Source organism: Streptomyces sp. NPDC051563 (assembly GCF_044454225.1).
GTDB lineage: Bacteria > Actinomycetota > Actinomycetes > Streptomycetales > Streptomycetaceae > Streptomyces.
In genome coordinates, this window is sequence record NZ_JBITDL010000002.1 from 244,631 (window position 1) to 262,160 (window position 17,530).

Sequence of the window (17,530 nt, forward strand, 5' to 3'; positions counted from 1 at the left end):
GAAAGCGGTCGCTCGGCCGAGGCAAGATCCGGACGGGGGGCTACCGGGCGGTACCCGGGCGGGGGCCGGGTGCGGGGGGCGGGACCCGCCGGGTTCCGGCCAGTGGCGGGGCCGAGCCCGGGGTCACACCTGAGAGAATGGGGGCATGGCTTCTGATCGTCCTCGCGCGCTCTCCGGCATCCAGCCCACCTCCGGTTCGTTCCACCTCGGGAACTATCTCGGAGCCATCCGGCAGTACGTCGCCCTGCAGGAGACGCACGACGCCTTCTACATGGTCGTCGACCTGCACGCGATCACCATGCCGCAGGATCCGAAGGATCTGCGCGCCAATACCCGGCTCTCCGCGGCGCAGCTCCTCGCCGCCGGTCTCGACCCCGAGCGCTGCACGCTCTTCATCCAGAGCCACGTGCCCGAGCACGCGCAGCTCGGCTGGGTCATGAACTGCATCACCGGTTTCGGCGAGGCCAGCCGGATGACCCAGTTCAAGGACAAGTCCGCGAAGAACGGCGCCAACAACGCCACCGTCGGCCTGTTCACGTACCCGATCCTGCAGGTCGCCGACATCCTGCTCTACCAGGCGAACTCCGTCCCCGTCGGCGAGGACCAGCGTCAGCACATCGAGCTGACCCGGGACCTGGCCGAGCGCTTCAACCAGCGCTTCGGGAAGACCTTCACCTTGCCGGCCGCGCACATCGTCAAGGAGGTCGCGAAGATCTACGACCTCCAGGACCCGGCGATCAAGATGTCGAAGTCGGCCTCTTCGCCCAAGGGCCTGATCAACCTCCTCGACGAGCCCAAGGCCACCGAGAAGAAGATCAAGAGCGCGGTCACCGACACCGAGGCCGTTGTCCGGTTCGACGCGGAGAACAAGCCCGGCGTCAGCAACCTGCTCACGATCTACTCCACCCTCACGGGCGAGTCGATCCCGGCGCTGGAGGCCGCGTACGAGGGCAAGGGCTACGGTGCGCTCAAGACCGACCTGGCCGGTGTGATGGTCGATTTCGTCACACCCTTCAAGCAGCGCACCCAGGAGTACCTGGACGACCCGGAGACCCTGGATTCCCTGCTGGCCAAGGGCGCGGAGAAGGCCAGGGCGGTCGCCGCCGAGACCCTGGCGCAGGCCTACGACCACCTCGGTTTCCTGCCCGCGAAGCACTGACGGGCACGCAAGGGAAAGAGGGCCCTGGCGATCTGGGGGGTGCTGCCGCCACACTGGGGCGGCAGCACTCGTGCGACGCACATGCGGAGCACATGCGAAGCACAGACCACGCACAGGGACTACAGGCGGAGGAGAGCTACGTGGGGACCGTAACGCTCGGCGTTTCGATCGCGGTCCCGGAGCCGTACGGCAGCAGCCTTCAGGAGCTGCGGGCCGGCTTCGGGGACGCCGCCGCGCACGGCATTCCCACGCACGTCACCCTCGTACCGCCGACGGAGGTGGCCGCGGAGCGGCTGCCCGGGATCCGCGCCCACCTGGCGGAGGTCGCGGCCGCGGGCCGGTCCTTTGTGATGCGGCTGGCCGGCACGGGCACCTTCCGTCCCCTCTCGCCGGTCGTCTTCGTCCAGGTCGTCGAGGGCGGCTCCGACTGCACCAGGCTCCAGGGCCAGGTCCGCGACCCGGAGGGGCCGCTCAGCCGGGAGCTCTCCTTCCCGTACCACCCGCACGTCACGGTCGCCCACGGGATCTCCGAGGAGGCGATGGACCTGGCGTTCAGCAGCCTCGCCGACTACGCGGCGCAGTGGGTCTGCAACGGGTTCGCCCTCTACGAGCAGGGCTCGGACGGAGTCTGGCGCAAGCTGCGTGAATATCCGTTCGGCAACGGGGCAAGCGGTGGAGCGAGCGGCGTCCCGGCGCAGCTCGGCTCGGCAACGGACAGCAGCGCGGCTGCCACGGGCGAGGCGACCGTACGCCGTTCCTGACGCAGGAACCGGAACCGGAAACCGATCCTTCGCAGGACCAGGGCATGGAACGGCCGAGCCGTCGGGCGAAAAGTCACAATCGACGACCGTAGTCCCCAAAAGCGGCAATCCCGGCTATTTACGACAGCTCATTTACGGTGACCGTATGGACTGGCTGACGAAACTCCCACTGATCGGACCCCTGGTGTCCGCGCTGATGCGGACCCACCTGTGGCGTTCGTACCAGCGGCTCGACCGCGTGCACTGGAGCCGGCTCGCCGCCGCCATCACCTTCATCAGCTTCCTGGCCCTCTTCCCGCTGATCACCGTGGCCGCCGCGATCGGCGCCGGACTGCTCAGCCAGGACCAGCTCGACAAGCTCCAGAAGAACCTCACCGAGCAGGTCCCCGGCATCTCCGACCAGCTCGACATCAACGCCCTCGTCGCGAACGCCGGCACCGTCGGGCTGATCGCCGCCGCCGTCCTGCTCTTCACCGGCATCGGCTGGATCGGTTCCATGCGGGACTGCCTGCGCGCCGTGTGGGAGAAGGACGACGAGGACCAGGGCAACCCCTTCGTCCGCAAGGGCAAGGACGCGCTGGTGCTCATCGGCCTCGGCGGCGTCGGCCTGGCCTCGGCCGCCGCCTCGATCTTCGGCTCCACCGCGGTCGGCAAGGCCGGCGACTGGCTGGGCGTGCCGCGCGACGGCGCGGGCGGGGGCCTGCTGCGGGGCGGAGCCTTCCTCGTCGGCGTGGTGGCCGCCTTCCTGCTCCTGCTCTACGTCCTGACCCTGCTCCCGGGCGTCGAACCGCCCCGCCGCCGGCTGATCGAGGCGGCCCTCCTCGGCGCGGCCGGCTTCGAGCTCCTGAAGCTGCTGCTCAGCGGCTACATGCGGGAGGTCGCCACGAAGAGCATGTACGGGGCCTTCGGCGTGCCCATCGCCCTGCTGATCTGGATCAACCTCACGGCGAAGCTGCTGCTGTTCTGCGCGGCGTGGACCGCGAGCCGGGACGATGCCGACGGTGACGGCGTGGAGGACCCCGAGCCGGGCCGGGAGCCGGACCGCGAGCCCGGCGCAGAGCCGGACCCGACGGCGGCCCGGGAGCCCGCCGGCTCCGCTACACCTGGCCGCGAGACCGGCGGCCGCGCCCCCGCGGCCAGCGCCGGTTGACGGCGTAGGCCCCGCCGGCCACCACGGCCAGCACCCCGCCCGCCACGCCGAAGGCGGTGCCGATCCCGCCGCCGGAGTCCCCGCCGGACGCCGACGGGCTGTTCTCGTGGGACTGGGCCGGGGAGCCGTGGGAGGTGGTGTCCGCGCTCTTCGGCGGCACCAGCTCGCCCACCGGCTTGACCTTCCCGGCGGCCGCGAAACCCCAGTCCAGCAGGTTGGCGGTCTCCTCGTACACGGAGTTGGCGCCCCCGGTCCCCGGGTTCATCACGGTGACCAGCAGCTTCTTGTTGCCCTGCTGGGCGGCGCCGGTGAAGGTGGAGCCGGCCATCGTGGTGTTGCCGTTCTTCACCCCGGCGATCCCCTTGTACGGGGAGAGGCCGCCGGCCCCGGTCATCAGCCGGTTGGTGTTCTGGATCTCGAAGGTCTCCCGCGGCTTGCCCGGCTCCTGGCGGCCGGGGAACTTCGCGCTGGCCGTGCCGCAGTACTCCCGGAAGTCCTCCTTCTGGAGACCGGAGCGGGCGATGAGGGTGAGGTCGTACGCGCTGGAGACCTGGCCCGGAGCGTCGTAGCCGTCCGGGGACACCACGTGCGTGTCCAGGGCCTGGAGCTCCTCGGCGTGCGCCTGCATGTCCTTGACGGTCTTCTCGACGCCGCCGTTCATGGCCGAAAGGACGTGCACGGCATCGTTCCCGGAGCGCAGGAACACCCCGAGCCACAGGTCGTGGACGCTGTACTCGGCGTCCTCCTTGATGCCCACGAGGCTGGAGCCGGCCCCGACCCCGTCCAGCTCCTTGTCGGTGACCTTGTGGACCTGGTCCTTGGGCAGGCTCGGCAGCACGGTGTCGGCGAAGAGCATCTTCATGGTCGAGGCCGGGGGGAGCCGCCAGTGCGCGTTGTGCGCGGCGAGGATCTCGCCGGTCTCGGCATCGGCCACGATCCACGAACGGCCCGTCAGGCTCGTGGGCAGCGCGGGAGCACCGGGCAGCAGGTTGACCTGGGTACCGGGCTGCCCGAGCGCGGAGCCGCCGACCGTGGACATCGAGGCGGGCGGCGCGGGCGCCTTGGGCGGCTGCCCCTTCCCGTCCACCGGCGGTGTCGGCGTCGGCGCGGCGTAGGCGGGCGAGGCCAGCAGCGCCGGGACGAGCAGGGCGGGCAGCGCGGCGGAAAGGACCGTCAACGCGGTCTTCTTGGCAGACACGCAGGTGAAAGTACATCCCGATGCTGTGCTTAGCGGCACGGACCGGCCAACCCGCCGCAACCACCGCCGGGACAGCCCACCCCGGCGCGTCCGTCCCGGGGACGAAACAGATACTGGGCTCATGAGACTCAGTCGCGCCGCTTCCTGGTTCCTGCTCGCCTTCGGAGTGTGGAGCTGGTTCATCTGGGTGTCTTTCGTCCGGAACCTGTGGAAGGACGGCAGCGGTCTGGCCTTCGACGCCGCGGGGGACCCGACCGCGTACTTCTGGGTCCACCTTCTCCTGGCGGTGGCGTCCTTTCTCCTGGGGACGGCCGTCGGAGTGATCGGGTTGCTCGGGGTGCGGGCACTGCGGCGTGAATCACGTACGGAGACGGGCGCGTGACGATCCTTCTCGTCGCGGCCGTGGCCCTGCTGGTGCTGGCCCTCCTGGTCCTGGTGCACCGCTGGCTCTGGATCCGCCTGGTCCGCGACACCACCGCCCCCGGCGGCGCGGTCCGCCGCACGGGCACCGCCCTGGCCTTCGCGCTCCCGCTCCTGTCCGTGGCCGCCCTCGTCGGGGGCCGCGCGGGAGCCCCCTTCTGGCTGGAGCGCACGGTCGCCTGGCCGGGCTACCTCTGGCTCGCCGTCCTCCTGTACCTCTCCCTGGCGATGCTGGTCGCCGAACCGCTCCGAGCGGTATGGCTCCGCCGGTCGAACGGGGCCGCGGCCCGGGCCGCCTCCGCGGGCACGGCCGGACCGGGCTCCGGGGCGCAGCCCGACGCCGCCCCGGCCGCCGAAGGCGAGGCCGCAGCGGCGCCCGGGGCGCAGCACCCCGGCGTCCCCCCGGCCGCAGGCGCGGACCCCTCGGGGCCCGGGGCGGAGCCCCGGTTCCGGGAAGGGGCGGGGAGGGGAACCGCGCCGCAGGCCACGCTCGCGGCCACTGCCGACCCCACCGCCCCGGCCGGTCAGCACGCCACGACGGCCGGCCCGGCGACGGCCGGCCCGACGGGGACCTCCGGCGTCAGCCGCCGCCGCTTCGCGCGGATCGTCGCCGGCACGGCCGCCGCCGCCACGGCCGGCACCGTCGGCTACGGCACGTACGGCGTCCTGCGCGGCCCCCGCGTCAAGCGGGTCCAGGTCCCCCTGGCGAAGCTGCCCCGCGCGGCCCACGGCTTCCGCATCGCCGTCGTGAGCGACATCCACCTCGGCCCGATCCTGGGCCGCGCCCACACCACCCGCATCGTCGACACGATCAACCGCACGCAGCCCGACCTCATCGCCGTCGTGGGCGACCTCGTCGACGGCAGCGTCGAGGACCTCGGCCCCGCCGCCGAACCGCTCCGCGGCCTCCGCTCGCGCCACGGCTCGTACTTCGTCACCGGCAACCACGAGTACTTCTCCGGCGCTCAGCAGTGGGTCGACCACGTCCGCGAGCTCGGCCTCACCCCGCTGGAGAACGCCCGCCGCGAGCTCCCGCACTTCGACCTCGCCGGGGTCAACGACGTCGCGGGCGAGAGCGAGGGCCACGGCCCGGACTTCCGGGCCGCCCTCGGCGACCGGGACCGTACCCGCAGCGCCGTGCTCCTCGCCCACCAGCCGATCGTCATCGACGAGGCCGTCCGGTACGGGGCGGACCTCCAGCTCTCCGGCCACACCCACGGCGGGCAGCTCTGGCCCGGCGAGTACGTCGCCGCGCTCGCCAATCCCACCGTCGCCGGGCTGGAGCGCTACGGAGACACCCAGCTGTACGTTTCGCGCGGTGCGGGCGCCTGGGGACCGCCGGTCCGGGTCGGTGCGCCGTCGGACATCACAGTCGTCGAACTCGCCTCATATCAGGCCTGAACCTCCCGAACCTCCAGCGCCACGCGACGAATCGGCCTTCCCGCGGCCGAAATTCCATGATGGGATGTGACCGATAATCGGATATCTGGTCGCACACTTCGGCGTGCGCCCGCGTGGGGTGGAGTCAAGGATGCTGCGGTCTGTCCGCTCGAAAGTCATCGCGGCCGGGCTGGTCCTCGGCGTGGCCGGCGTCGCCACCTGGCAGTTGCTGCCGCAGGCCGCCGGCGGCGGGAAGGCGATCCGCGTCGGCACGAGCGACGTGGTCTCCTCCCTCGACCCCGCGGGTGCGTACGACGCGGGCTCCTGGGCCCTGTTCAGCAACGTCTACCAATCGCTGCTGACCATCAAGCCCGGTGCGGACACCCCGGTGCCCGACGCGGCCTCCGCCTGCAACTTCATCGGCGACAAGCTCACCACGTACCAGTGCGAGCTGCGCCCGGACGTGAAGTTCTCCTCCGGCCGGGCGATCACCGCCGAGGACGTCAAGTACTCCTTCGACCGGATCAAGGCGATCAACTCCGACCAGGGTCCGGCGCCGCTGTTCAACACCCTGGAGTCGGTCAAGGCCGAGGGCCGCACCGTCACCTTCAGCCTCTCCGCCGGTGACGCCACCTTCCCGTTCAAGATCGCGACGGGCGCCGCCTCGATCGTGGACAAGGAGAAGTACCCGGCCAAGGCCCTGCGCGAGGACCAGAAGGTCGACGGCTCCGGCCCCTTCACCCTCGACGGCTACACGGCCGGTGCGAGCGCCGAGCTCAAGCCCAACACCTCGTACAAGGGCCAGGGCAAGGTCTCCAAGACCGCGGTCACCGTGAAGTACTTCAAGGACTCCGCGCAGCTGGAGCAGGCCTGGACCGACCACGGGATCGAGGTCGCCCACCGCGACATGCCCCCGGCGGTCCTGGCCGGCCTGAACCCGGGCCTGGAGGACACCCGGTACCAGGCCTCGGGCGGTACGGAGATCCGCAGCATGGTCTTCAACCTCCGCCCCGGCTCCCCGGTGGCCCAGCCCGCCGTCCGCCAGGCCGTCGCGGCGGCCGTGGACCGGGCCAAGGTGGCGACCGAGGTCTACAAGGGCACGGTCACCCCGCTCTACTCCCTCGTCCCGGCGGGCATCGCCGCCCACAGCACGCCGTTCTTCGACGCCTGGCCCTCGCCGAACGGGCTCACCGCGAAGAAGCTCCTCAAGGACGCCGGGATCACCACCCCGGTGGCGATCACCCTCGGGGTCAACGTGCGCGGCGCGAGCGTCCCGGAGGCCGAGGAGCTGAAGGCGCAGCTGGAGGCCACCGGCCTCTTCCACGTCACCATCAAGCCGGTCGAGAAGTGGAGCGACTTCCAGAAGGCCTACGCGGCGGGCGAGTTCGACGCCTACACCATCGGCTGGATCGCCGACTTCCCGGACGCGGACAACTTCCTCGCCCCGCTCATCGGCGCAGACAACTCGATGAACAGCGGCTACTCCGACAAGGCCGTCAACGACCTCATCACCCGCACCCAGTCCTACTCGGACCGGGGCGCCGCCGCCAACGACTTCCGCGATCTGCAGAAGCTGGTCGCGCAGCAGGTCCCGATGCTGCCGATCTGGCAGAAGAAGGACTACGTGATGTCGCGCGAGGCCGTCGCGGGCGCCCAGTACCTCTCGGACGGCACCGGCGTGTGGCGGCTGTGGGAGCTCAGCTGGCTGTAGGCCGCGGTCCGCGGCCGGGCCCCGCGCCGCTTGCTACGCGGGGCCCACTTCCGGACCCACATCCGGACCCTCTTCCGGGCCCGCGTCCGGGTCGGAGGCCCGCTTGCGGCCCGGACGGGACACGGCCGACTGGGCCATGCCCGGCAGGAAGTCCGTGAACAGCTCGTGCACTTCCCGCACCAGCGGCCGCAGCACCCGGAACCGGGCCAGGATGATGCCCCGCGTCGTGAGCTGCGCGCCGCGCTGGGCGAGCTTGCGGGTCTTCTCGCTGTCCGGGGAGCGGTCGAAGACCCAGTAGAGGACCAGGCCCATCTGCGAGAGCCACATCAGCTCCGGCAGTACGTCCGCCAGCTCGTCCGGCACCTTGGTCTTGGCGCCCGCCAGCACCTCGCGGTGCATGTCGATCGCCTGCTTGCGGGCCGGCTCCGACTCCGGGGAGAACGGGCTGAGCGGGCTCTCCGGGTCGGCGGCGTTCTTGAAGAACTGCGAGGCGAACTCGTGGTACGGCGCCGCGATGTCCAGCCAGCTGGTCAGGACGCCGGCGAGCCGCTTCTGCAGATCGGTCTCGGTGTCCAGGATGGGCCGGACCGCCGCCAGGTGCGCGGCGCCGATCCGGTCGTAGAAGCCCTGGACCAGGTGTTCCTTGGACTCGAAGTAGTAGTAGGCGTTGCCGACCGATACTCCGGCCTCCTTGGCGATCCCGCGCATCGTCGTCTTGTCGAAGCCGCGCTCCTGGAAGAGGCGGAGCGCGGTTTCGAGAATGAGCGTGCGGGTCTGCTCGCTCTTGGGAGCCTTCTGATCAGTCACGGCACCGAGCCTATCGGGGCGCGGCACACTGGTCGTCACAGGCCGGTTCCCCGTCGTTCGCCGAGGAGCCGTCCCGCAGCGCCTCGCGCCAGGTGGAGGCGGTGTACATGGCAGCCTTGGCGAAGGGCCGGCCGGCCGGGGTGGCCAGCCAGTTCGCCTTCGGCCGGTGCTCGGCCAGCGCCCACAGGCAGACGATGAAGGCGTCGGTCCCCTTCCACACCTGCCCGGAGTCCCCGATGACGGTGATCTCCTTCAGCGTCGAGGCGTGGTCGAGCTGCGGGTAGCGCTGCTGCGCCTCGAAGGAGGCCGCGGGGACGAGCCGGAGCGGTACCAGCCATCGCTGGCCGAGCAGCCAGTGCCGGATGTGTACGCAGAGCGGGCAGTTCGCGTCGTAGAGCACCGTCAGGTGCCGGGTGGCGGCGGTGGCCACGGTGATCAGGCTCCGGCGGGAGCGGTCCACCCCTGGGGGGCGACCGGCGGGGTCTGCTGGCGCTCCATGATGCCCCGGCGGCGCATCTTGTTCAGCACCCAGACGTTGCCGAGGTGCATGACGCCGAGGACCAGGAGCACGACTCCGAGCTTGACCGACAGGGCCTCGAAGAGCCCGCGGGCCGCCACGATCTCGTCGGCCGACCGCAGGTAGAGGGTGACGAAGCCGATGTCGACGAGGTAGAAGCCGACCACCAGGAGCTGGTTGACGGCGTCCGCGAGCTTCTCGTTGCCCTGGAGGACGTCCCCGATGAAGACGCGCCCGTTGCGGCTGAGCGTGCGGGCCACCCAGACGGTGAGTCCGATGCTGATGAGCAGGTAGATGACGTACGCGACCACGGTGAGGTCCATTGCCCTCAGCCCCCTTGAACGTGTTCAACTGCTGACAGCGCTGACTGTAGACCCATTTTTGAACAGGTTCAAGCGAATGGCGCGGGGCGGTTTCCGGGGCCCGTTCAGCGTCCCGCAAGGAAGTCCGACAGCAGCCGGGTGATCTCCTCCGGGCGTTCCAGGGAAGGGAGATGGCCGGCCCAGGGCAGCTCGACGTGGACGGCGCCGGGCACGAGCGAGGCGAGCTCTGCGGGGACCTCGCGGAAGTCGGGGATGTCGTGCGCGCCGCCGACGGCGAGCACCGGGGCGGTGACGTCGGCGGGCTCGAAGGCGGGCTCGGGGAGCTCGTGGTCCCCGTCGGCGGCCAGGGCGCCCCGCAGGTTCCCGAGCTGCATGGCCCGTACGAGGGCGTGCGCGGCCCCGTCCGCTTCCGGGCCGAGCCACTGGCGGGCGTTGAGCCCGGCCGCGCCCTCCAGGTCGCCGGCGTCCAGCAGGGCGGCCTCGGCGGCGTTGAAGGCGAGCAGCGCGGGGCCGCGCCGCTGTGCGGGCCGGGCGGGGCAGAGCAGCGCCAGCGCACTGACCAGCTCCGGACGCTGCGCGGCCAGCGTCAGCGCGACCCGCCCGCCGTACGAGCTCCCGACGAACGCGGCCCGCCGGATGCCGAGGTGCTCCAGCAGCTCCCGTACGTCCCCGTGGTCGCTGTACGGGGCCTCGGCGGCGGGGGAGTCGCCGCAGGTCCGGAAGTCCGGCCGGACCACGCGGAAGCCGGCGGCGAGCAGCGGCCGCCACTGCGGCTCCCACATCCGCCGGTCGCACACGGAGGAATGCAGCAGGACGACGGCCGGGGCGTCGGCGGGACCGTCCACATCATGGATGAGGGTCATCCGGTGATCTTCGGCGGGCCGGTTCCCGTCCCGCCACCGGATTTCCGGCCCCGGACGGCCTCAGATGCTCAGTGCGCGCGCCTGGTTGATCTGGCTCATGACCCACATGTAGGTGCCCGGGTCCACCGCGGGGATCATCGTGGAGTGGTGGCGGCCGGCGCTGTTCACGGTGATCTGGATGTAGCCCGTGGTGCGGCGCTCCTTCATCAGGAGGAAGAACAGGCCGAGCAGGCAGAAGAGGAAGAAGATGACGGCCAGCACGATCGCGTGCGCCGGGATCTTCTCCTCCGTCCGCGAGAAGTCCGTGGCGTTCCAGATCGCGCCGCGCAGCGGCATGGTGCCCGACGGGGTGATGATCTGGTCGCCGGCGATGGTGATGTCGCCCAGGGAGAGTCCGGCGGCCGGGTACCCCATGGGCGGCCCCGGCGGCATCTGGGCCGGGATGCCCGCGCCTGCGATGGTCGGCTGGTAGGCCGGGGGCTGCGGGTAGGGCTGCGGGTAGCCGTAACTCGGGTTGCTCGGACCCCACTTGTACTCGTCGCCCTGACCGTCGCTCGCGTAAGGGTTCGGCTGCTGCTCACTCATGTGCCCGATGATTCCACAGGCTCCGGCGGGCCAGTAGGGCGATCGCGGGGACGCGGAAGGCCCCGCCCCCGGTGCGGACACCGGGCGCGGGGCCCTCGTACGTCAAGAAATCAGAAGCGGCGGGTGATCAGGGCCCGCTTCACTTCCTGGATCGCCTTCGTGACCTCGATGCCGCGCGGGCACGCGTCGGTGCAGTTGAAGGTCGTGCGGCAGCGCCACACGCCGTCCTTGTCGTTCAGGATCTCCAGCCGCTGCTCGCCGGCCTCGTCGCGCGAGTCGAAGATGAAGCGGTGCGCGTTGACGATCGCCGCCGGGCCGAAGTACTGGCCGTCGTTCCAGAACACCGGGCACGAGGACGTGCAGGCGGCGCACAGGATGCACTTGGTGGTGTCGTCGAAGCGCTCGCGGTCCTCGGCGGACTGCAGGCGCTCGCGCGTCGGCTCGTTGCCCTTGGTGACCAGGAACGGCATGACGTCCCGGTACGCCTGGAAGAAGGGCTCCATGTCGACGACGAGGTCCTTCATCACCGTCAGGCCCTTGATGGCCTCGACCGTGATCGGCTTCTCCGGGTTGATGTCCTTGATCAGCGTCTTGCAGGCGAGCCTGTTCTTGCCGTTGATCCGCATCGCGTCGGAGCCGCAGATGCCGTGCGCGCACGAGCGACGGAAGGTCAGCGTGCCGTCGAGGTCCCACTTGATCTTGTGGAGACCGTCGAGCACGCGCTCCTTCGGGTCGATCTCGATCTGGAAGTCCTGCCAGGTGGACTCCTCCGAGATCTCCGGGTTGAACCGGCGGATCCGGAAGGTGACCGTGATGAACGGCGAGGCGGCGGCAGCCGCCTCCATCTGGTCCGTCTTGGACATGGTCGGGGTGGCCATCAGTACTTACGCTCCATCGGCTGGTAGCGGGTGACGACGACCGGCTTGTAGTCCAGGCGGACGGAGTCCTTGCCGTCGTCGCCGACCTCGCGGTACGCCATGGTGTGGCGCATGAAGTTGACGTCGTCGCGGTTCGGGTAGTCCTCGCGGTAGTGACCGCCGCGGGACTCCTTGCGCGCCAGCGCGGACACGGCCATGACCTCGGCCAGGTCGAGCAGGTTGCCCAGCTCGATGGCTTCCAGCAGGTCCGTGTTGAAGCGCTTGCCCTTGTCCTGGACGGACACGTTCAGGTAGCGCTCGCGCAGCTCCGCGATCTTCTCGACCGCGGTCTTGATCGTCTGCTCGGTGCGGAACACCATCACGCAGGCGTCCATCGTCTCCTGGAGCTCCAGGCGCAGGTCCGCGACCCGCTCGTTGCCCGTGGAGTTGCGCAGCCGCTCGACCTGGTCGATGACCTGCTGCGCCGGGTTCTCGGGCAGCTCGACGTAGTCGTGGGCGTGGGCGTACGCGGCGGCCGCGATGCCCGAGCGCTTGCCGAAGACGTTGATGTCCAGCAGCGAGTTGGTGCCCAGGCGGTTCGCGCCGTGCACCGACACGCACGCGACCTCGCCGGCCGCGTACAGGCCCGGGACGACGGTGGTGTTGTCCATGAGGACCTCACCCTCGACGTTCGTCGGGATGCCGCCCATGGCGTAGTGCGCGGTGGGCTGGATCGGGATCGGGTCCGTGTACGGCTCGATGCCCAGGTAGGTGCGCGCGAACTCGGTGATGTCCGGGAGCTTCGCGTCGAGCTGCTCCGGCGGCAGGTGCGTCAGGTCCAGGTACACGTGGTCACCGGCGGGACCGCAGCCGCGGCCCTCGCGGATCTCGGTGTAGATGGAGCGCGAGACGACGTCACGGGACGCGAGGTCCTTCATGACCGGCGCGTACTTCTCCATGAAGCGCTCGCCGTCCTTGTTGCGCAGGATGCCGCCCTCACCGCGGGCGCCCTCCGTCAGCAGGATGCCCATGCGCCAGATGCCCGTCGGGTGGAACTGGAAGAACTCCATGTCCTCCAGCGGCAGGCCGCGGCGGTAGCAGGCCGCCTGGCCGTCACCCGTGAGGGTGTGCGCGTTGGAGGTCACCTTGAAGAACTTGCCGGTGCCGCCGGAGGCGTAGATGACGGACTTCGCCTGGAACACGTGGATCTCGCCGGTGGCGAGCTCGTACGCGACCACGCCGGCCGACTTCTTGACGCCGTCCTCCTCGACCAGGAGCTGGTCCAGGACGTAGAACTCGTTGAAGAACTCCACGCCCTCCTTGACGCAGTTCTGGTAGAGCGTCTGGAGGATCATGTGACCGGTGCGGTCCGCGGCGTAGCAGGACCGGCGGACCGGCGCCTCGCCGTGGTTGCGGGAGTGCCCGCCGAAGCGGCGCTGGTCGATGGTGCCGTCCGGGGTGCGGTTGAACGGCAGGCCCATCTTCTCCAGGTCGAGGACCGCGTCGATGGCCTCCTTCGCCAGGATCTCGGCGGCGTCCTGGTCGACCAGGTAGTCACCGCCCTTGACCGTGTCGAAGGTGTGCCACTCCCAGTTGTCGTCCTCCACGTTGGCGAGCGCGGCGGCCATGCCGCCCTGCGCGGCGCCCGTGTGGGAGCGGGTGGGGTAGAGCTTGGTCAGCACGGCGGTGCGGCTGCGCTTCGTCGACTCGATGGCGGCGCGCATACCTGCGCCGCCCGCGCCGACGATGACGGTGTCGTACTTGTGGATCTTCATTGGTTTCGCCTCAGCCCCGTTGCCTAGCGGATGTTCGGGTCGAAGGTGAAGATCACCAGCGTGCCCAGAAGAATGGTGAACACCGTGGCGGTGTAGAGCAGGCCCTTGAGCCACAGACGCGTGTTGGCGCGCTCGGCGTAGTCGTTGATGACGGTACGCAGACCGTTCGCGCCGTGCAGCATCGCGAGCCACAGCATCAGCAGGTCCCAGCCCTGCCAGAACGGGGAGGCCCAGCGGCCGGCCACGAAGGCGAAGCCGATCTTGGACACCCCGCCGTCCAGCACGAGCTGGATCAGCAGGTGGCCGAGGACCAGGACGACGAGCACGATGCCCGAGAGGCGCATGAAGAGCCACGCGACCATCTCGAAGTTGCCGCGGGTCGAGCGCGGGGTCTTGCTGGTGCGCTTGCGCGGGGCCTCGATGTACGGCGCCGGGTTGTCGACGTCGTAGAGGGCCACGCCCTCCACGGCACCGATGCCCTTTTCGAAAGAAGTGTCAGAAGACATGCGTGTCACTTCCCGAAGAGTTCGAGGTACGCGTGGTGCAGGACGGGGTACACGGCCCCGGCCATCAGCACGACCCAGATGCCCACCACGGTCCAGAGCATCTGCTTCTGGTAGCGGGGGCCCTTGGACCAGAAGTCCACGGCGATGACACGGAGACCGTTGAGCGCGTGGAACAGGATTGCGGCGACGAGGCCGTACTCCAGCAGCGCGACGATCGGAGTCTTGTAGGTAGCCACGACATCGTCGTACGCCTCAGGGGAGACGCGGACGAGAGCGGTGTCGAGGACGTGTACGAACAGGAAGAAGAAAATGAGGACGCCGGTGACTCGATGAGCCACCCAGGACCACATTCCTTCCCGGCCGCGGTACAACGTTCCAGCCGGCACGGAAAACCCTCCGGAAGCGGGGCGGGGGCCAGCCGGCTTCTTTGTCGGTCGGGCCCGGCCGGGTACGGTCCTCCGGCCCCGGACATCGTAGCGACGCTTTGTCGGTTCCCTCGCGCGGGGGCCATCGGTGTGATCAAACAGGCACGGACGGACTATCCCACAGGGGCGAATAGCCCGAATTCGGCAGCAGATACCCCATCTGCCGAGGTCAGCCAGTGTGTCAGGTCGGCGAGCCGGACCTGCGCGACGCGACGGAGCTCGTCCGCGGAGATCGCGCGCTCCTCGTCCACCTCCAGCTCCATCCGCCGCCGGATCGCGGCCAGCAGCTGGTCCGCCTGCTCCTCCGGGGTGGTCCCGTCGAGGCAGATCACGAAGGCGTGGCCGAAGGTCCGCTCGTACTCCCCGTGCGCCGCGTCGAGCGCGAGGAGCGCGGCGTACGCCGCCCCGTGCTCCAGCTCCGGCGGGAACTCGCAGGCCAGCGCCTCGGAGAGGTCGGCTTGGGAGAGGTCGTACGAGGCCTCGTCCGCGGCGGCGAGTAGCGCTCCGGAGTCGGGGTAGGGGCGGTGGGCGGCCACCCGCTGGGCCCAGCGACGGCTGCCGCAGCAGTGCAGCAGGGCGGAGTGGGCGGCCTCGGGGGACAGCGCGTTGAACCGCGCGAGCCCCGTTCCGTCGAGAGGGCCGGTGTCGCCGAAGGGATCGGCGTCGTGGAGGGAGGAGGAGCCGTGGGAAGGGTCGGAGCCTCCGCGGGCCTGTGCCGGAAGGTGGCTGGACAGCGGGGGGCTCCTCGTGGCGCGGCGCGGGTGTCCCGCCACGCTATCGACGTGGAGCCGGGTGTGTCGTACCCATTCCGGGTTTTCACTCGGAAGTGAGCCGAAAGGATGACGGGATCGCCCGTCGGGCCAGGTGCGGGGCCGCTCGGGGGCCCCGCGGCGGGCCCGGGCATGATGGCCGTGGAGACGGCGGGGAAGGGGAGGGCGACCGAGGCCGCCACCCCCCACAGGAGAGGCCCCGGCCGCCATCCGTCGCGGACTCGTGCGACAAGCCCGCACCCCTCTCAGCGTCTTCGGTGCGTTTTGTGTCACACCTCGCTCCGCGCAGGGATGGTTGCTCGTTGTACAACTCGTGGACGAAGGTGCTTGAAAGCCGTAACGTGCTGATTTGCGCCACACACACGGGACTGTGAACGGGTTGGGGATTTTGCTGGGGGACGACGCGGAGCTGACCACCGCGGTGCTCGCGGCACAAGACGGCGACGAGCTCGCGTTCCGTTCTGTGTACCGCGCCGTGCACCCGCGCCTGCTCGGATACGTCCGCACGCTCGTCGGGGACGGCGACGCCGAGGACGTCACCTCCGAAGCCTGGCTGCAGATCGCCCGCGACCTCGACTCCTTCACCGGCGACGCCGACCGCTTCCGCGGCTGGGCCGCCCGCATAGCCCGCAACCGGGCCCTCGACCACATCCGGATGCGCGGCCGCAGGCCCGCCGTCGGCGGGGACGAGACCGAGCTGACGGGCCACGCCGCCGAATCCGACACCGCCGGCGAGGCCATGGAGTCCCTCTCCACCTGCCGCACGATGGAACTCATAGCCCAGCTCCCGCAGGACCAGGCCGAGGCCGTCGTCCTGCGGGTGGTCGTCGGCCTGGACGCCAAGAGCGCGGCCGAGACCCTGGGCAAGCGGCCCGGTGCGGTCCGCACCGCCGCGCACCGGGGCCTGAAGAAACTGGCCGAGCTGCTCGGCCAGGACGAGGACTTCGATCCGGGAGCCGACCCCGATTCCGGCATCGGCTCCGGCATCGGCCCGGCGGTCGGCGTCGGCGCCGGCCGGCTGCGCGGCGGCCTCGGCGATAATGACGGGAGTCGCGCACGGGGCGCCGGGGGCGGACGGGACCTCGACGCCGTACCGGCGCAGCGGGCCCGCGCCGCGGGCCTCGTAGAGCAAACCGGTGTGACGGATTCACGTTGGCGGACGCAGAAGGACATGTGATGGCCGACGAGCGCGACAGGTGGCTGGACAAAGCCGCGGCGGACAGACTGCTGCGCGGAGAACCAGTCGCACCTGGCGCCGAGCACCACGCCCACGCCCGGGCGGAGCGGCTGCGCGCCGCCCTCGACGCACTCACCGAGCAGCCGCCGGCCGCCGGCGGGCTCCCCGGCGAACTGCGCGGAGAGGCCGCCGCGGTGGCCGCGTTCCGCGCACGCGGCTCGGTACTCCGGGCGGAACCGCAGGCGGCGGCTCCGGACGGGGCCCTGTTCGGCTCCGCGGACACCGTGGTCGAGCTCGGCCCGCCCGCCGGCCCGGCGCGACCGGGACCCCGGCGCGGGCGGCCGGTCCGCTTCGCCCTGGCCGCAGCCGTGGCGAGCGTCGCCGTGGGCGGCCTGGCGGCCGCCGCGGGCACCGGACTACTGGACCGGGCTCCCCGGGACACCGCCGGCGGGCTGCCGGCCGCCTCGGTGACGGTCGGATCCTCCTCGGCGGCCCCCGCCGACGGCCGCTTCGCGGCGCCCCTCGCGCCGCCCCGCAGCACCGCGCCGAGCAGCGGCGACGGCCAGAGCGGCACCCCCGGCCCGGGGAACACCCCGGGTGCGGAGGGGCGTACGACGGGACCCGGCGGCGTCGCCGGGGTCAGCGGCACCACCGGCACGCAGCCCTCCTCCCCGAGCGGCCCGGCCGGAGGCAAGGACGGCCGGGACCGCAACCGGCAGGGCGGCGTCGACGGCCTGGCCACGGTTCCCCCGGACGGCTCGGGCCGGGACCGGGAGGGGCGCGGCGGTGCGGCGGAGCTGTGCCGCGACTACCGGGCGGGGCGGCTCGACGAGGCCCGCCGCGAGAAGCTCGTGCGCCTGGCCAAGGGGCTGCTCCGGATCCCGCGCTACTGCCAGGTCCTGCTCGACGTGGCCACCGGCGGGGGAGCCGGCGCGGACCCCCCGGGCTCGCCCGCGGGGCCGGGATTCCCCTCGCGTTCGCTGGGGCTGGTCCCGGCCGGGACGGCTTCGCCGAAGCCCCCGGAGACGAGCCCGCGCCGCTGAGGACCGGGTACCGGACACTGGCCTGAAACAGCCCGCGCCCCGCCTGTAACACTTTTCGAACCGGCGGCGCAGTACATAACGAGCCGACTGGTCATCGGCCGCG

General features: G+C 71.0%; 19 protein-coding genes. 8 read left to right on the forward strand and 11 right to left on the reverse strand.

Going from position 1 to position 17,530, the window contains the following annotated elements:
* Positions 1–145: 145 nt before the first annotated feature.
* From trpS to ACIA8F_RS03325, 3 genes are all read left to right on the forward strand, one after another.
* Positions 146–1,159, forward strand: a complete 1,014-nt coding sequence (gene trpS, locus ACIA8F_RS03315; protein WP_399376437.1) for a tryptophan--tRNA ligase — start codon at positions 146–148, stop codon at positions 1,157–1,159.
* A gap of 140 nt (positions 1,160–1,299) precedes the next feature.
* A complete protein-coding gene (locus ACIA8F_RS03320; protein WP_399376438.1) occupies positions 1,300–1,920 on the forward strand; it encodes a 2'-5' RNA ligase family protein in 621 nt (206 codons plus the stop codon).
* Between the two features lie 145 nt (positions 1,921–2,065).
* Positions 2,066–3,070, forward strand: coding sequence for a YihY/virulence factor BrkB family protein (locus ACIA8F_RS03325; RefSeq protein WP_399376439.1), 1,005 nt, complete (start codon positions 2,066–2,068; stop codon positions 3,068–3,070).
* On the opposite strand, the gene ACIA8F_RS03330 is transcribed toward ACIA8F_RS03325, so the two are convergent.
* Positions 3,018–4,268, reverse strand: coding sequence for a D-alanyl-D-alanine carboxypeptidase family protein (locus ACIA8F_RS03330; RefSeq protein ID WP_399376441.1), 1,251 nt, complete (start codon positions 4,266–4,268; stop codon positions 3,018–3,020). The two genes, ACIA8F_RS03325 and ACIA8F_RS03330, sit on opposite strands and share 53 nt — an antisense overlap.
* A 121-nt stretch (positions 4,269–4,389) precedes the next feature.
* Here ACIA8F_RS03330 and ACIA8F_RS03335 point away from each other — a divergent pair, with 121 nt between their 5' ends.
* The 3 genes from ACIA8F_RS03335 to ACIA8F_RS03345 all read left to right on the forward strand — a co-directional run bounded on the left by ACIA8F_RS03335 (position 4,390) and on the right by ACIA8F_RS03345 (position 7,779).
* Positions 4,390–4,650, forward strand: coding sequence for an SCO4848 family membrane protein (locus ACIA8F_RS03335; protein WP_399376443.1), 261 nt, complete (start codon positions 4,390–4,392; stop codon positions 4,648–4,650).
* Positions 4,647–6,089 (forward strand): metallophosphoesterase, encoded by a 1,443-nt coding sequence (locus ACIA8F_RS03340; RefSeq protein WP_399376444.1) that lies wholly within the window; start codon positions 4,647–4,649, stop codon positions 6,087–6,089. The genes ACIA8F_RS03335 and ACIA8F_RS03340 overlap by 4 nt, the downstream gene beginning before the upstream one ends.
* 133 nt (positions 6,090–6,222) lie before the next feature.
* Positions 6,223–7,779: an ABC transporter substrate-binding protein gene (locus tag ACIA8F_RS03345; RefSeq protein WP_399376630.1), complete on the forward strand. Its 1,557-nt coding sequence runs from the start codon at positions 6,223–6,225 to the stop codon at positions 7,777–7,779.
* Between the two features lie 33 nt (positions 7,780–7,812).
* Here the strand turns inward: ACIA8F_RS03345 and ACIA8F_RS03350 are convergent, their stop codons facing one another.
* The 10 genes from ACIA8F_RS03350 to ACIA8F_RS03395 all read right to left on the reverse strand — a co-directional run bounded on the left by ACIA8F_RS03350 (position 7,813) and on the right by ACIA8F_RS03395 (position 15,210).
* Positions 7,813–8,586, reverse strand: coding sequence for a TetR family transcriptional regulator (locus ACIA8F_RS03350; protein WP_399376446.1), 774 nt, complete (start codon positions 8,584–8,586; stop codon positions 7,813–7,815).
* A 10-nt stretch (positions 8,587–8,596) separates the two neighbouring features.
* Positions 8,597–9,016 (reverse strand): thiol-disulfide oxidoreductase DCC family protein, encoded by a 420-nt coding sequence (locus tag ACIA8F_RS03355; protein ID WP_399376447.1) that lies wholly within the window; start codon positions 9,014–9,016, stop codon positions 8,597–8,599.
* Between the two features lie 5 nt (positions 9,017–9,021).
* Positions 9,022–9,426 carry a hypothetical protein gene (locus tag ACIA8F_RS03360; RefSeq protein WP_399376448.1) on the reverse strand — a complete coding sequence of 135 codons (405 nt, stop codon included), beginning with the start codon at positions 9,424–9,426 and terminating at the stop codon, positions 9,022–9,024.
* 104 nt (positions 9,427–9,530) lie between these two features.
* A complete protein-coding gene (locus ACIA8F_RS03365; RefSeq protein WP_399376449.1) occupies positions 9,531–10,289 on the reverse strand; it encodes an alpha/beta fold hydrolase in 759 nt (252 codons plus the stop codon).
* Positions 10,290–10,349: 60 nt separating this feature from the next.
* Positions 10,350–10,874: a hypothetical protein gene (locus tag ACIA8F_RS03370; protein ID WP_399376451.1), complete on the reverse strand. Its 525-nt coding sequence runs from the start codon at positions 10,872–10,874 to the stop codon at positions 10,350–10,352.
* Positions 10,875–10,984: 110 nt separating this feature from the next.
* Positions 10,985–11,752, reverse strand: coding sequence for a succinate dehydrogenase iron-sulfur subunit (locus ACIA8F_RS03375; RefSeq protein WP_399376452.1), 768 nt, complete (start codon positions 11,750–11,752; stop codon positions 10,985–10,987).
* The gene (sdhA, locus tag ACIA8F_RS03380) at positions 11,752–13,506 is read right to left on the reverse strand and encodes a succinate dehydrogenase flavoprotein subunit (protein ID WP_266880719.1); all 1,755 of its coding nucleotides are present in this window, start codon (positions 13,504–13,506) and stop codon (positions 11,752–11,754) included. Before sdhA ends, ACIA8F_RS03375 begins: the two co-directional genes overlap by 1 nt.
* Positions 13,507–13,529: 23 nt before the next feature.
* A complete protein-coding gene (locus ACIA8F_RS03385; protein WP_399376453.1) occupies positions 13,530–14,012 on the reverse strand; it encodes a succinate dehydrogenase hydrophobic membrane anchor subunit in 483 nt (160 codons plus the stop codon).
* 5 nt (positions 14,013–14,017) lie between these two features.
* Positions 14,018–14,398, reverse strand: coding sequence for a succinate dehydrogenase, cytochrome b556 subunit (sdhC, locus tag ACIA8F_RS03390; RefSeq protein ID WP_399376455.1), 381 nt, complete (start codon positions 14,396–14,398; stop codon positions 14,018–14,020).
* Positions 14,399–14,550: 152 nt separating this feature from the next.
* On the reverse strand, positions 14,551–15,210 hold the full coding sequence (locus ACIA8F_RS03395; protein WP_399376456.1) for a 2-oxo-4-hydroxy-4-carboxy-5-ureidoimidazoline decarboxylase: 660 nt from the start codon (positions 15,208–15,210) through the stop codon (positions 14,551–14,553).
* 385 nt (positions 15,211–15,595) lie between these two features.
* On the opposite strand from ACIA8F_RS03395, the gene ACIA8F_RS03400 reads away from it, so the two are divergent.
* On the forward strand, positions 15,596–16,384 hold the full coding sequence (locus ACIA8F_RS03400; protein WP_399376631.1) for an RNA polymerase sigma factor: 789 nt from the start codon (positions 15,596–15,598) through the stop codon (positions 16,382–16,384).
* The gene (locus ACIA8F_RS03405; protein ID WP_399376457.1) at positions 16,384–17,427 is read left to right on the forward strand and encodes a hypothetical protein; all 1,044 of its coding nucleotides are present in this window, start codon (positions 16,384–16,386) and stop codon (positions 17,425–17,427) included. Before ACIA8F_RS03400 ends, ACIA8F_RS03405 begins: the two co-directional genes overlap by 1 nt.
* Positions 17,428–17,530 lie beyond the last annotated feature (103 nt).